Source organism: Lysinibacillus cavernae (assembly GCF_009724685.1).
In the GTDB taxonomy this organism is placed as follows: domain Bacteria; phylum Bacillota; class Bacilli; order Bacillales_A; family Planococcaceae; genus Lysinibacillus; species Lysinibacillus cavernae.
Genome location: NZ_WMEF01000017.1, coordinates 33,017 through 47,158, shown reverse-complemented (window position 1 = coordinate 47,158; position 14,142 = coordinate 33,017). Strand labels below are relative to the sequence as shown.

General features: G+C 36.2%; 15 protein-coding genes. 8 read left to right on the top strand and 7 right to left on the bottom strand.

What is annotated here, in order from left to right; all coding sequences use genetic code 11:
- Positions 1-6: 6 nt before the first annotated feature.
- Together GJU32_RS21560 and GJU32_RS21555 are read right to left on the bottom strand one after the other, a co-directional pair.
- A complete protein-coding gene (locus GJU32_RS21560; RefSeq protein ID WP_155593975.1) occupies positions 7-846 on the bottom strand; it encodes an RluA family pseudouridine synthase in 840 nt (279 codons plus the stop codon).
- A gap of 53 nt (positions 847-899) precedes the next feature.
- Positions 900-1,325, bottom strand: a complete 426-nt coding sequence (locus GJU32_RS21555; RefSeq protein WP_155593974.1) for a disulfide formation protein C — start codon at positions 1,323-1,325, stop codon at positions 900-902.
- A gap of 188 nt (positions 1,326-1,513) precedes the next feature.
- Between GJU32_RS21555 and GJU32_RS21550 the strand changes: the two genes are divergently transcribed.
- Both GJU32_RS21550 and GJU32_RS21545 read left to right on the top strand, forming a co-directional pair.
- A complete protein-coding gene (locus GJU32_RS21550) occupies positions 1,514-2,629 on the top strand; it encodes a GAF domain-containing sensor histidine kinase (protein WP_155593973.1) in 1,116 nt (371 codons plus the stop codon).
- A gap of 12 nt (positions 2,630-2,641) precedes the next feature.
- Positions 2,642-3,289: a response regulator gene (locus GJU32_RS21545; RefSeq protein WP_155593972.1), complete on the top strand. Its 648-nt coding sequence runs from the start codon at positions 2,642-2,644 to the stop codon at positions 3,287-3,289.
- Positions 3,290-3,359: 70 nt separating this feature from the next.
- Here the strand turns inward: GJU32_RS21545 and GJU32_RS21540 are convergent, their stop codons facing one another.
- Entirely contained in the window at positions 3,360-4,481 is a 1,122-nt protein-coding gene (locus GJU32_RS21540; protein ID WP_155593971.1) for a response regulator, read from the bottom strand.
- Between the two features lie 565 nt (positions 4,482-5,046).
- Here GJU32_RS21540 and GJU32_RS21535 point away from each other — a divergent pair.
- Together GJU32_RS21535 and GJU32_RS21530 are read left to right on the top strand one after the other, a co-directional pair.
- The gene (locus GJU32_RS21535; protein WP_155593970.1) at positions 5,047-5,973 is read left to right on the top strand and encodes a helix-turn-helix transcriptional regulator; all 927 of its coding nucleotides are present in this window, start codon (positions 5,047-5,049) and stop codon (positions 5,971-5,973) included.
- Between the two features lie 65 nt (positions 5,974-6,038).
- A complete protein-coding gene (locus tag GJU32_RS21530) occupies positions 6,039-6,779 on the top strand; it encodes an effector binding domain-containing protein (RefSeq protein ID WP_155593969.1) in 741 nt (246 codons plus the stop codon).
- Between the two features lie 18 nt (positions 6,780-6,797).
- Here GJU32_RS21530 and GJU32_RS21525 read toward each other — a convergent pair whose 3' ends face one another.
- The 4 genes from GJU32_RS21525 to GJU32_RS21510 form a co-directional block, all read right to left on the bottom strand.
- Entirely contained in the window at positions 6,798-7,706 is a 909-nt protein-coding gene (locus GJU32_RS21525; RefSeq protein WP_155593968.1) for a cation diffusion facilitator family transporter, read from the bottom strand.
- 192 nt (positions 7,707-7,898) lie between these two features.
- On the bottom strand, positions 7,899-9,218 hold the full coding sequence (locus GJU32_RS21520; RefSeq protein WP_196426775.1) for a hemolysin family protein: 1,320 nt from the start codon (positions 9,216-9,218) through the stop codon (positions 7,899-7,901).
- 481 nt (positions 9,219-9,699) lie between these two features.
- Positions 9,700-10,116: a hypothetical protein gene (locus tag GJU32_RS21515; protein WP_155593966.1), complete on the bottom strand. Its 417-nt coding sequence runs from the start codon at positions 10,114-10,116 to the stop codon at positions 9,700-9,702.
- Positions 10,117-10,288: 172 nt separating this feature from the next.
- The gene (locus GJU32_RS21510; RefSeq protein WP_155593965.1) at positions 10,289-10,492 is read right to left on the bottom strand and encodes a YheE family protein; all 204 of its coding nucleotides are present in this window, start codon (positions 10,490-10,492) and stop codon (positions 10,289-10,291) included.
- 207 nt (positions 10,493-10,699) lie between these two features.
- Here GJU32_RS21510 and GJU32_RS21505 point away from each other — a divergent pair, with 207 nt between their 5' ends.
- From GJU32_RS21505 to GJU32_RS21490, 4 genes are all read left to right on the top strand, one after another.
- Positions 10,700-11,842 (top strand): DUF445 domain-containing protein, encoded by a 1,143-nt coding sequence (locus GJU32_RS21505; protein ID WP_155593964.1) that lies wholly within the window; start codon positions 10,700-10,702, stop codon positions 11,840-11,842.
- 16 nt (positions 11,843-11,858) lie between these two features.
- Positions 11,859-12,206: a YlbF family regulator gene (locus tag GJU32_RS21500; RefSeq protein ID WP_155593963.1), complete on the top strand. Its 348-nt coding sequence runs from the start codon at positions 11,859-11,861 to the stop codon at positions 12,204-12,206.
- Positions 12,207-12,351: 145 nt separating this feature from the next.
- Positions 12,352-13,014, top strand: a complete 663-nt coding sequence (locus tag GJU32_RS21495; RefSeq protein WP_155593962.1) for a ribonuclease H family protein — start codon at positions 12,352-12,354, stop codon at positions 13,012-13,014.
- Positions 13,015-13,135: 121 nt separating this feature from the next.
- Positions 13,136-14,047 carry a copper amine oxidase N-terminal domain-containing protein gene (locus GJU32_RS21490; RefSeq protein ID WP_155593961.1) on the top strand — a complete coding sequence of 304 codons (912 nt, stop codon included), beginning with the start codon at positions 13,136-13,138 and terminating at the stop codon, positions 14,045-14,047.
- Positions 14,048-14,142: the final 95 nt, after the last annotated feature.

The window sequence follows — 14,142 nt, the reverse complement described above, 5'->3', positions numbered from 1 at the left end:
TTTTGTTTACTGCTCGTCCTTGACTATAATTCGTTTATTTAAAAATGGATGTTCAAATTCTAATTGAATGGCATGCAGTTCATAGTCATCACTTGCTGTTTCTCGTGCACCATACATCGTATCGCCAATAATCGGATGACCGATATAGGCTAAATGGACACGAATTTGATGTGTTCGGCCAGTTTCAAGAATGAGATGGACAACACAAGAATTTTTGTAGCGTGCCACCACTTCATAGTGCGTCACTGCATGCTGCCCAGATTGGGATACCACACGTCTTGTAGCATGATGACGGTCTTTGCCAATCGATTCAGAAATCGTTCCAGTGGATGTACGTAAATTCCCTTGTACCTCTGCTGCGTACGTACGAATAATGGATTTTTCCTCAATCATTCGATCAAAAATCGACTTTGCTAAAGGGTGTTTTGCTACAAGTAATAAACCTTGTGTCCCTTTATCGAGGCGATGAACATGTTCTGCGTAAATGCCACCTTGTTCTTTTAAATGTGCCATAACGTGGTTCATACAAGTATGCGTATCACGAGCATCGTTCGGGTGTGTTGACATTCCCTTTGGTTTCGACACGATTAAACAATGGTCATCTTCATAAACCACATCGATAGCACAAACAGGTGTTGGCTTATAGTTAGATGATGGAATTGGAAATGTAAATTTGATTGTAGTTCCAGCCTGTAAAGGTGTATTCCATTGAAGAAGCTCATCATTTGTCATTGTGACAGCTTTGGCCATACGTAATTCATGGACAAGCTTTTTACCAAGTCGCCAATGATTACGTAGCAACTCTTCAACACTTAAGTTATCTTCAGTTATTTCATAATGAAACATCGATCTTCCTCCGTAAAAAGACCGTATTCCAATCGTAGAACACGGTCTATTAATTATTTTGCAGCTTTAGAAGCTTTAATTAAGTAAAAGCTTGCCCCTGCGATTAAAATAAATGCAGTTAACGCTAAAAACGGTATCGTAATAAAGCCTAACCAGTTAATATATTGTCCTGTACAAGAAACCGCACCACAGGAAGGGGCATTTTCAGCTAAAAAACTAAGCTTTTGAATTCCGTAATGGTAAAGTGAAATACAGCCACCGATTACAGAAAAAACAGCTGTTGTGACAGCAATACGAGCATTTTTTTGAATGAATGCAACTGTTGACATAATGACAATTGGGTACATAAAAATACGTTGAATCCAGCACAATTTACAAGGTTCATAGTGACGAATTTCAGAAAAATATAATGAACCTAGTGTCGCTATAGCAGAAACTATCCAAATAAATAATAAGCCATTTTCCTCTTTTTTAGACATATCCATTCTTCCCTTCATAAAACCATGTACTTGTTCGATTATAGTGGTTCTAGTTTTATATGTAAATCAACTTACACAAAATAAGGTATGCCCTGAATTTCAGTCTAAAGTATGAACGACTGAAGCAGACGTTCTCAACACCTTAATGGTATCATTAACAGTAGTAATGCTAAAGAAGAGGTGTTTTCGTGAGGGAGAATGAGCATTCAAATATCAGTATATTAAAAGAAATCGCTGAACTATTAAATGAAGAAACTGAAATTGTCACAATGCTAAAAGGAGCACTCATCAAATTTTTAAATGGTACCAAATTTGAAACAGGCTGGATTTTTTTTATCGATGCAAAGGGCCGCTCGGAGCTTGTTGTCCATGAAAATTTACCTGAGGCATTGGAATATAAAAATTGTCATTATTTGAAAAAGGGTGGCTGTTGGTGCGTATCTCGTTATCGCAATGAGGAGCTAAAAAAAGCCTCAAATATTATTGAATGTCAACGTATTGAAAGTGCTATAGCAGCGAATGTTGGGGATCATGAAGGTATTACACATCATGCCACAGTACCTCTTCAATCTGGACAAGAACGTTTTGGTGTATTAAATGTGGCATCCAAAGATACGGTTCGCTTTTCAGAGGAGGAACTTGCTTTACTTGAATCGGTAGCATTTCAGATGGGTTCTGCTATTAAGAGGATTTTACTGACAAAGCAAGAACAAGAAATGGCACTTGTCAAGGAGCGTAACCGTCTAGCGCGTGATTTACATGATTCGGTCAATCAACTACTATTCTCTGTTACGTTAACAGCGAGAGCTGGTATAGAAATGACGGATGATTGTGATGTTAAAGAAACATTTAAAGAGATTCAGCATTTAACGCAAGATGCACTAACAGAAATGCGTGCGCTGATTTGGCAACTGCGACCTAAGGGTTTAGAAAATGGTTTACTTGAAGCTATGAAAGTATACGCTGAAATGCTTGGTTTAAAATTACATGTTACCGTTTCAGGTGTACTGCAATTTCCCTCACGTATTGAAGAAACGTTATTTCGTGTAGCTCAAGAGGCGTTAAATAATGTGCGTCGCCACGCAGGTGTGTTAGAGGCAGCCCTGTATATTACCGTCACGTCTACAGATATTTTATTGGTTATTCGTGACGAGGGAAGAGGCTTTGTTATAGACAACAATACGAAGCTGCTTTCAATGGGCTTACAATCTATAAAGGATCGTGCAAAATCAGTGGGTGGCACTGCTGACTGGGTAAGCGAAATTGGCAAAGGTACGGAGCTTCTAATCCGCTTGCCATATTAAGGGGGAGAGGACATGATACGTGTATTAATTGCAGACGATCATCACGTGGTGCGTCGAGGGCTATTGTTTTTCTTAAAGACACAAAAAGATATTGAGGTTGTTGGAGAGGCGAAAAATGGCCACGAAGCCGTATCTTTAGCAGAGAGCATCCAACCAGATATTATTTTAATGGATTTGGTGATGCCTGAAATGGATGGCATTCAGGCAACAAAACGCATCAAAGCAAAGTTTCCACAAATAGAAATTTTAATGCTCACAAGCTTTTCTGATCGAGATCATGTAGTTCCAGCTATGGAGGCAGGAGCAGCTGGCTACCAATTAAAAGATATTGAACCGGATGAATTGGTATTATCCATTCGTCGTATTATGCGTGGGGAAAATACACTGCATCCTGAAGCAACGACAACACTTGAAATGGATCGTCAAGAATCACAAAATGCACCACATATATTAAATCCGCTGACACCTCGCGAGCAGGATGTACTAGCAGAGCTCACAAAAGGAAAGAGTAATCGAGAAATTGCATCCTCACTATTTGTTACAGAAAAAACGGTGAAAACGCATATTTCAAATATCTTTACAAAGCTACAAGTACAAGACCGTACGCAGGCGGCACTGTATGCTGTTAAGCATGGACTGACAGAGGGTAGCGGTAACTAAAGACATCAAAAATACTTAGATAAATAAACGGCGAGTTCCTACTAATTAGTAGTACTCGCCGTTTTTTACTTTATTTATGTTGAACAAATAATTTTTTGGAGATTTCTAAAAATGTAGAGCTTGGTGTTAGAGCTAAATCTTCCTTTAGTTTTTGCTTATATGTTTGGAAAATTTTGTACGCCTGTTCATGAAGCCCAGCCTGAATTAACGTATATAAATAGTGCTCAAGCTTTTGTTCGTTATATGGATCATTTTCTAATAACGCATGTAAAAATTCAATCGCTTTTTCAGTATCGGATAAGACCGATGTTTGGAACCCCTTTTCTAATAACTCTATGTATGATTTTGTTAATCTATCCTTATAGGCAGTTGACCATTCATAATCATCGAATACAAATAGTCCATTTTTATAAATAGCAAGACATTGAGTAATCAAAGAAATGGAGGGAAACTCCAATCGTGAAAAATCTTCATGAAGTTTTTGAAAATCATATAAGTCACACATAATATTTGGTCTTTCAAAGATATAGTATTTATTCGAAAAGACAATACAGTTTTCATAGCCAATCGTATTCAAAGTTTTTCTTAAATAGGAAAGAGCGGTATGAAGATTGGATTTGGCTCGTACATAGTCTAAATCTGGCCATAGAATTTCAATTAAGTAATCTCGATGAATCGGTATGTTTGGGTGCAAAATAAAATAAGCAAATAATTCCTTCGTCTTCTCTGTTTTAAATGCCACTAAGCTATTATTGCTATAGACAGCGAATTGATCAAAGCATTGTACATTTAATTCAGTTTGGGTGGCTTGCTGAAGCATTTGCTGGATAGAAAATTCATGCTCAATGCGGGCTACCGTTTTATCTAAGCGAGCAAGACTGATAGGTTTTAATAAATAGTCAAGACCACCAACTTCATAGGCTTGTAAAGCAAATTCATGATAGGAAGTAATAAAAATAACGCTCACTTGTGGACGTTCAGTTTTGATAATATCAGCTACTTCAAGTCCAGATAGTTCTTGGAGTTTAATCTCTAAAAAGATGACCTCAAACTCTACGGTCGGCAGCTCATTCAGAAATACTTCTACACTTGTATAGGTTTGAATGACCTGTATTTGTTGAAAGGTATGTAATTTATTTTGAAAATAATGTAAAGCTAAAGGTTCATTGTCTATTAAAACGGCTCGAATCACATCAAACTCTCCTTTGTACAATTAAATTGAAAACCATTAAACTCTAGTTCATTTTGGATGAAAAGGCTTCCTGTATATAGTGAAGGGCAAGAAAACCGAAAATCACTTAACTTTTCTATTAAAAATTTGATACTAGAAAAAAGCAATAAGTGTTGTAGGTCTTCCACAGGCGAGAGTCAGTAAATCCTGTGGTGCTTTGTCACATCACGTCAAATCCGTACATAGAAAGTATTCGCCGTTCATTATATAGAAGATAGAAGTTTTTATGTTGTGTTAAGAGAATTGAAATAATTGTTTAGGCATTTATTATCAAACTATTCTTGTAAAAAAATAAAAAAACGTAACATAGAGGAATAAACGCTGTACACTAGCCATAAGCATTGTTTTTTCTTATATTGTAAAAATAGTATAATGATTGTAATAATTGATTAGGCGTTATTATAGTACATTTGTCTTAAATAAAACTCAAAAAGTACTTAAAAAATACTTAAAAAGATAGGATGTTAGTAATTGAAATGCAAATTTATATAGGAATAATGAGATATAAATGGAAGGGGATTTCGCAATGAAATTAGAGCGACTGCTAACAATGACGATGATTTTAATAAACCGTAAAAAGGTCAAGGCTCAAGAATTAGCAGAGCTATTTAATGTGTCTGTCCGTACGATTTATCGAGATATCGAAACACTTAGCTGTGCAGGTGTACCTGTTATTAGTCAACAAGGTGTGAATGGTGGTATTAGTTTAATAGAGGGCTACCGTGTCGATAAGCAAGTTTTGACGAAGGATGAGCTTGCTTCACTTTCTATCGCTATTAAAAGTGCTTTGACTACCTATGAGGATTCCCACGCAGAAGCGGTTCTTGAAAAATTGACGAGTATTGCAGATGATCATATCAAACAATCAATTGACCACTTATTTATAGATCTTAGTCCATGGGGACCAAATGTTCTTTTTAAAGAGCACATTACTACAATAAAAAATGCAATAGAAAATAAATATTGTGTAAGCTTTACTTATTCCACTACCCATGGTAAACAAACACGGCGAATAGTTGAACCGCATACATTAGTTCAGAAAGGCAAGACTTGGTATTTATATGGTTATTGCACATTAAGAAAAGATTTTCGTTTATTTAAACTGGCGAGAATCAAGAACTTACTACAAGAAGAGGCCATCTTTGAGCGTAAGGAAGTTAATTTAAGTGAACTGCCATGGGGAAAAGAATGGCATCAACCACAAAATGTAGTAGATTTAGTCATTACTTTTGATAAAGCCATCACGACATTGGTGGAGGAGTCCTTTGGTGCAGAGCATATAGATCATGAGCATTCCATGATTAATATATCCATACCAGAGGATGAATGGCTCTATGGTTTCTTACTTAGCTTTGGTCATCGCATTAAAATCATTGAACCATTCTATATAAGAGAGATTATCCAAAAGCGCGCACAAGAAATTGTTCATTTATATAAAAATCATAACAATTGATGACAGACAGTTGTCAGGTTTCCTTTGCTATAGTAAGGACAAATCAAGCGAAAGGTGGAATTAACATGCAAAGTTATTGTCAAAGCTGTGGTATGCCGTTAGTGGATGAGGCTTTATTAGGAACTGAAAAAGAAGGTCACAAAAGTCAGGAGTATTGTACATATTGTTATGAGGGAGGCGAATTTAAACAACCCCATTTAACAGTTGAAGACATGATTGAAATTTGTGTGCCACATTTAAGGGAAGATGGCATGTCTGAAGACGATGCACGTAATATGATGACATCCTTTTTGCCAAGCTTAAAAAGATGGAGAAAAAGTGAGTGGAAAGAACCAAAAATGGTGGAAAGGGATTCATTTCAAATCGTTGGGATCTCAGCTCAAACAAGCAATGCAAAGGAAATAACAGCGCAAGCTAAAATTCCACAATTATGGGACCACTTTTATCAACAAAATATTGTAGGTCAAATAGCTGAGCGTAAAAATGATAATGTCTACGGTTTATATGCTGACTATGAGACAGATGTGAATGGAGATTATTCCATTACACTTGGTGTAGAAGGGTTAAATAATGCTGAAACACCTGCTGGATTGGTAGTTAAAACGATTCCGACAGCTAAATATTTAGTTTTTACATCCGATAAAGGAACAATGCCAGAAGTTGTCATCCAAACTTGGCAAGAGATTTGGGCATGGTTTGCAAATTCTGGAGTAGAACGAACGTACACAGGTGATTTTGAACTGTACGATGAACGTTGCGCTAATCCACAGGAAACACAGGTAGATATCTATATTGCGATCAAATAAAAACAAGTCTCTTACCAATCAATTGGTAGGAGACTTGTCGTTGTTTTGTGGAGTGGTCACAGCTATATGTGGCTCGATGTGCACGAGAACCTGACAAAAACGATTTTCACGCATAATGGTATGTTCAATTTCTTCTGTAATGCGATGACTTTCAAAAACATTTAAATATGGATCAACTGTGACAGTTATATCGATGAAGTACATATTGCCATGTGCACGTCCCTTAAAGTCCAAGAGCTCAATCACGCCATCTACGTTTTGGATTAATACCGATAGCGTCTCCACCTCATCAATGTCGAATGCATCAGTAAGGCTTTGAACTGCCTCCCAAAAGATTTCTACTGCAGTTTTAATAATTAAAAAGGCAACGATGAGAGCTGTAAGAGAATCAATGATTGGGAAGCCAAAAATGGCTCCAAAAATACCGATTGCTGTGCCGATGCTGACAAGAGCATCAGAGCGATTATCAAAGGCGGCTGCTTTGACAGCGGCACTTTTAATTTTTTTAGATAGTGCTAAATTATAACGATAAACAAAATACATGACAACTGCACTACCAATCGCTACATAAGCTGTTAACAGGGAAGGTGTTGTACCAGTAGGTTCCCATAAACTTCGTAAAGAATTGATTAATACTTGGAGACCGACAATGAGCATAATGAATGATGCAACTAAAGAGGCAACAGTTTCAGCACGTAAATGCCCGTATTGATGGTTGGAATCAGGTGGCCTTTGGGCAATGCGTAATCCAATCAATACAGCGATGGATGCAATGATATCCGTGGTATTGTTTAAACCATCCGCTTTTAATGCCTCCGAAGTACCAATGTAGCCGATTGTAAGCTTGACAGAGCTTAGGATTAGATATGTACCAATTGATAGCCAAGCACCTTTTTCCCCTTGCCGTAAATTTGTATAGAGCTCCATTTTGTTTCCTCCTCGCAAAACTTTCGGACATTAGAAAACGACCCCCTTTTAAAAAGGGAGTCGTTTTCATCTATTTATTTCGGTATTAGCTCCCACCCATATAAGGTGTGAAAGTAAGACCATATTTATAGCCTGGAATATACAAGTGTGATTTTAATAGTACCACTACAAGGACAACAAGGCAATTTAATTTTAGTCAATGACTGCGTTAAATTCATTTGATAAATCACTTTCAGGCAATTTCAGAACTTCTAAGTATAAAATATGGTGACCATCTAATTCTTTTGCGATAAATTCAAAACCTTGCTCCTGAATACTGTCTCCTTCGACCGCATCAAAACGCTTCGTCATGAACCAACCGCCGATCGTATCAATATCATCATCTTCTATGTCAGTACCTAGCATATCATTCACATTTTCAAGAAGCATCTTGGCATCTAAAATAAAATGATTTTCTGCAATTTCTTGTACTTCCGGGATTTCATCTTCATCGAATTCATCTTGAATATCGCCGACAATCTCCTCAATAATATCTTCAATTGTTACTAAACCAGATGTTCCGCCATATTCATCCATTAAAATGGCCATATGAATACGTTCACGTTGAATTTTTAGTAATAAATCGTTAATTTGCGTTGTTTCCATCACTCGAATAATAGGCTGCATATAGTCAATGACTGGCTTATCACCATTTTTTGGGTCCTTGATGTAAGCGGTTAATAAATGCTTCATGTTGACTAAGCCAATTATATGGTCTTTATCGCCATCAAGGATTGGATAACGAGTATATTGCTCAACGCCCATTAAATCGAAAACTTCTTTAATTGTCAGTTCTTTTTCAATGCCGACAATTTCAGTTCGAGGAACCATAATTTCTTTTGCAAGACGCTCTGAGAACTCAAAAATACTGTTAACATATTCATATTCTGAGTTATTAATTTCTCCACCTTTTAAACTATCCGATAAGATCATCCGCAGTTCTTCCTCTGTATGGGCTACTTCTGATTCTGACATCATTTTCAAGCCGAAAAGACCAGTTAATCCACGGGCAGATCCATTTAATAACTTAATGATTGGATACGTAATATTGTGGAATAAAATTAATGGACCAGAAAAGTTTAATGTAACTAATTCTGCTTTTTGGATGGCTAATGTTTTTGGCGCCAGTTCCCCAATAACAACATGCATAAACGTTACGATTGAGAATGCAAGTATGAATGAAAGGATAGATGTGATACTACCATTCAAATTTAGAAATTCAAACACTGGGTGCAAAATAATTTCGAATGTAGGTTCACCTAACCAACCTAAACCGAGTGCAGTGATGGTAATACCTAGCTGACATGCAGATAAGTACTCATCTAAATCTGAAACAACACGTTTTGCATTTTTCGCTTTTTTATGCCCTTCTGCGAGCAATTGATCGATGCGGGTAGTTCTCACTTTAACGATTGCAAATTCAGTTGCAACGAAAAATCCTGTCATTATAATTAGTAGGGCGAATGTCGCCAACCTAATGGTTATCTCCAATATGTCTCCGTCCAAATAATTCCTTTGTTCCCGCCCGAATGAGGGAAGTAAACAAAGTGTACACCTCCTATGATTTAAAAAATTGTTGGATGTTTCAATCATAAATTATTTAAAAGAAAAACACAAATATTGACAACAATTTTTTCGTTTGTTTTTCAAGCGGTTTTTTGAAAAAGTAACTAGATTTCAAGTACCAAAAGATTGAAATTGCCATAGCGATATGCTAACTTAAAAAAGAGTAAAGATAGTTTATTTAGGGGAAGAAGCATTTTGCATCTCATATAATACGACACGTCAAAAATCTCAAGAGTGCTTTAGCTTGCGGATTTTTTTAAATGAATTATTTTTTATAGCGAAAGGGGGAGTCTCAAATGTCATTTGAGACTCCCCCTTTCTACGTAAATGAAGTATCAGCGCCAAAAGAGTATTGAAATGGCTTACTGTGTTTTCTTTATTTACTGATTTATTCGTGTTGGAAACGTAATTTTAAACACGCCTTTTCAACATCATGAAGCGTTTCCTTTAAAGGTATTTCTCCTGTGAAGGGTGCTATGGATACAGGTGCTTTTTCTGTAATGCCCTGCTGTGTTAAAACATAATTCTTATCATTATACGTTAAATACAATGTTTTAATTGATTTCTTGCCGAAAGAGCTAGTAGAAGAATCAAAAAGGCCCTTTAATTGACTGCAATATTCATTATAGAAGTCACCTTGAAAGCCAGAAAGTTCTTCAAATTTTTTACTTTTAATGGCTCCCGCTTCGTCGGCTAGTTCGAATACTTTAGCGGAAAATTCAGAAAAAAGTTCTTTTACTTTTGTACGAATTAATGCTTTTGAATTGTAATTGTTTAAATCATCCGAAAGTGTGACTTTACTCATTGAAATGGCCCCCTGCATAAAAAACATTTACTATCTAAGTTGATACCATAAATGTATAAGAAAAATATACGAATTTCAACATGAATCAACATAATTAGCTTAAAGGACGTGCTATATATAGTAAATATAGGTATTTTTATGCGGAATTATAGCGAAAAAAAGACTATATTTTTTAATTGTATACATGGAACAGCATAAGCTCATGAATCATTTTTTTAACATCTTCCTCGTTTGGAGGAATTGGTCCTGTCCATTGAATCTTGCCGTCCTTTAAATATTCAGCTGCATATCGTTCACGTTGATAAAAAAATGAAATGACCCACCCTGGAAGTTGCGTATTTTCAAATAATGGTTTAAAACTGAAATGCTGAATCATCATCAAACCTCGCTTCTATATTATGTAGTTCATATTATTCAAGGATAACGGTAATTTTGCAACTATTCGCTTTTCGTAGAATTTGATAGGATTGTATTGAAACTCTAAAGAGGGTATTTCTTTCGTTGAAAATCATGGCTCTGCTATAATGTTGAGGAGGCGACAAAAAACGCCAATCGTGAATACAATTGAAATGAGAGGATACAAATGGATAATTTTATAGTGACATTATTTTTTATGGCGATTATTGGCGCTGCAATTGGAGGCGTAACAAATCATTTAGCCATTAAAATGCTTTTTCGTCCATATAATGCGATATATATTAAAAATTGGCGACTACCGTTTACACCAGGTCTTATTCCAAAAAGACGTGATGAATTAGCGAAACAACTGGGGCTCACGGTTGTAAATTATTTATTAACTCCTGAAACATTTAGAAAAAAATTTTTCTCAAAGGATATTCAGGATAAAGTAGAACAATTTGTTCAACTAAAAGTTGAAGAAACTATCTTTGCAAATGATAAAACGATTCAGGATTGGCTTAACTTAGCAGGGTTTTCCCATATGCCAGCAACTATCGAACAAAAAGTTGAAGCGATTGTTGAGGGACAATTTACATCAGTGAAGAATACACTATCAACAAAATCAATTCGTTCATTGCTATCTGATGATATTCAAAATACGATAGATGCAAAAATTCCTCTAGCGGTTCATCACATTTTAGAAAAGGGCGAGGATTACTTTTTATCACCTGAAGGCGAAATGACGATTAAAGCAATGATTGATGACTTTTTATCATCAAAGGGATCTCTTGGTGGCATGATTAATATGTTTTTAGGTGATTCCTCCTCACTTGTTGGAAAAGTCCAACGTGAGCTTGTGAAGTTTTTACAAGCACCAGGCACTTCAACATTACTAACGAAAATTTTCACACAGGAATGGGAAAAATTAAAAGATCGACCAGCAATGGACTTTTTACAAGATGTTCATTTTGAGCCCATTCTATCGAAATTACAAGTGTATGTGAAAGAACAATTAGCTATTGCTGAACGTTTAAATCAACCAATTTCTTACTACTGGCCTGAAGGAAATGAGTGGGTGAAGTATACGGTTATTCCACAAGTTATTGACAAAGCATTCGTGAAGGCAGAGGAGAAACTTGAGGATGTACTAAATCGTTTAAACTTACAAGAGGTTGTTCGGGAGCAGGTCGATTCCTTCCCAGTAGAAAAATTAGAGGAGCTAGTATTAGGAATTTCTAAACGTGAGTTTAAAATGATTACCGTATTGGGTGCAGTTCTTGGTGGTTTGATTGGGATTGTGCAAGGTTTAATTGTTTACTTTATTTAAAAAGGAGATTGTATAAATGATTAATATTTATAATGACATTAATGCGTTAGAGGCAACTTTCCGTAAGACTCCAGAATTTGAAGCATTGAAAGCAGCGGTAGAAGTTGTAATGAAGGATGAAGAGGCTTTAAATATCTTTAAAAACTTCCGTAAGATCCAAATAGAATTGCAGAAAAAACAGCTAGCTGGTGAGGATTTAATGGAGGATGAGCTTGTCTATGCGCAAAAAGCGGCTCAGCTTGCACAGCAAAATGAAAAAATTTCAACTATGCTTGAGGCTGAAATGAAGTTAAGTAAGGTAATTGAAGAAGTGAATCGCATTCTAATAAAACCTATCCAAGAGTTATATGAGGGAATTCAATAAAAAAATATCATAATTGCAATTACAAAAGGAATAATTGTCCTAGGAATTGCACATATAACAAGTAACAAGAAAACGTGTATCCGCTAATGGTCGGTGCACGTTTTTATTTTATACGCATCAATCAAGAGTATCGGAGGTTTTAATTATGCATGTAATCATTGAATGGACCTATAAAACACCAAAAGGAGCAACAACTGTTTTACGTTCAGCAGAAATGCCTGCTGCTCAAGCTCTATTACTTGCAGAGGATATGGAAAGAACCGGAAGAGTAAAGTCGCTACATTGCATTGATCGGCAAGATACAAACTGGTCACTTAAGGAGCTGAAAGCCTATTTAAAGGAAATAGATACCGAGCCACATAATATTACTGTCTATTTTGATGGAGGCTTTGATCGTGGGACAAGACAGGCAGGGCTAGGATGTGCAATTTATTATGAACAAAATGGTAAGCCTTTACGTTTAAGAAGGAATGCTTTTTCTTCTGAGCTGAAATCAAACAATGAAGCAGAGTATGCAGCGCTTTATTTAGGCTTAGTGGAGCTGGAGCTATTAAACGTTCATCATTTGCCGGTCCGTATCATTGGAGATTCCCAAGTGGTCATCAATCAATTAAATGGGGAATGGCCAGCATTGGAAAAAGAATTAGCAAGTTGGGCAGATAAAATTGATGCCAAATTAGAGCAGCTTAGCATCCAAGCGGATTACCAGCTTGTCCCACGTAAGGACAATTCAGAAGCCGACCGCCTCGCTACTCAAGCTTTAAATGGTATAGATATTACTGGTTTGAGCGAAATTGTAAAAGAATAACGAACGAGAGGTGGCCAAACCACTGCCACCTCCTTCTTATAAATTTTCCTGTTTTCGATGAAACTTTTTCCATTTCTAAACTACTACTCCTATGAACCCAAACAATAAGGAGAGAGATTTTATGAACATGAAAAAATTAGCACCTGCAGCTATGACTGCATTATTAATTGGAAGTGCCGTTATACCAGTAGCTTCAGCAAGTGAGCAGCATCCTACAGAAGTTGAAGTACCGCAAATTCAAATTGATCCAGTACACATTTTCAATAATACTTTCGGTACTGTGGCCGATGTTCGTGTTGGTGAAAATATTACATATTACACGGTAAAAGATGGCGAGCAAACAATTATATTAGAAATGACGAAAGATACACTTGTGTTTGATAATACGGGTAAGAAAGTGGAACTTCAAAAAGGTGATAAAGTAGCAGCCTATACATTCGCGAATAAGCCTCAAAAATATATTTATCCACCACAATTTAATCCTGATGTTGTCATTGTTGAGTCAGAAGAAGTTGGTTTTGTAGCAGTGGATTATTTCTTTGAAGATTTAACAAATACGTATGATATTTTAAAACTAAACATCGGTAAAGAAACGGAACTATTAAATGCAAAAGGTGAGAAGGTAGAGCCTAAAGAATTAGCAGAGAAGCACCTTGTTGTTTTCTATACTGCATCTACTAAGAGTATTCCAGCACAAACAACACCATCAAAAGTGATTGTACTTGATGACTATCCAGAAAATACGACAAATCCAGTCAATGAAGAAATTGATAACATTATCGCATCAGATTTTTATGAAATAGCTGGAACAAAAATGGTGCCATTACGAGTGATTGCTGAAAAGCTTGGCTATAAAGTAGAATCTACAGGTAAAGGGGCTATTCTTTCAAGGGGGAATATGTCTTACACAATAACTCGTGGAGAAAAAACATTTGGCTATAACAAAGCATTGCTCACATTATCAGTAGCACCAACATTGAAAAACACAAAGACCTATGTACCTGTTGAATTTGTTGAAGAATATTTAAAATAATAGAGAACAGACTGTAGACAAACTCAAAAAATATGAGAGTTTGCCTACAGTCTTTTTTCTTTTACAATGAAATAAAGTAAAGCCGTTGATTTCCA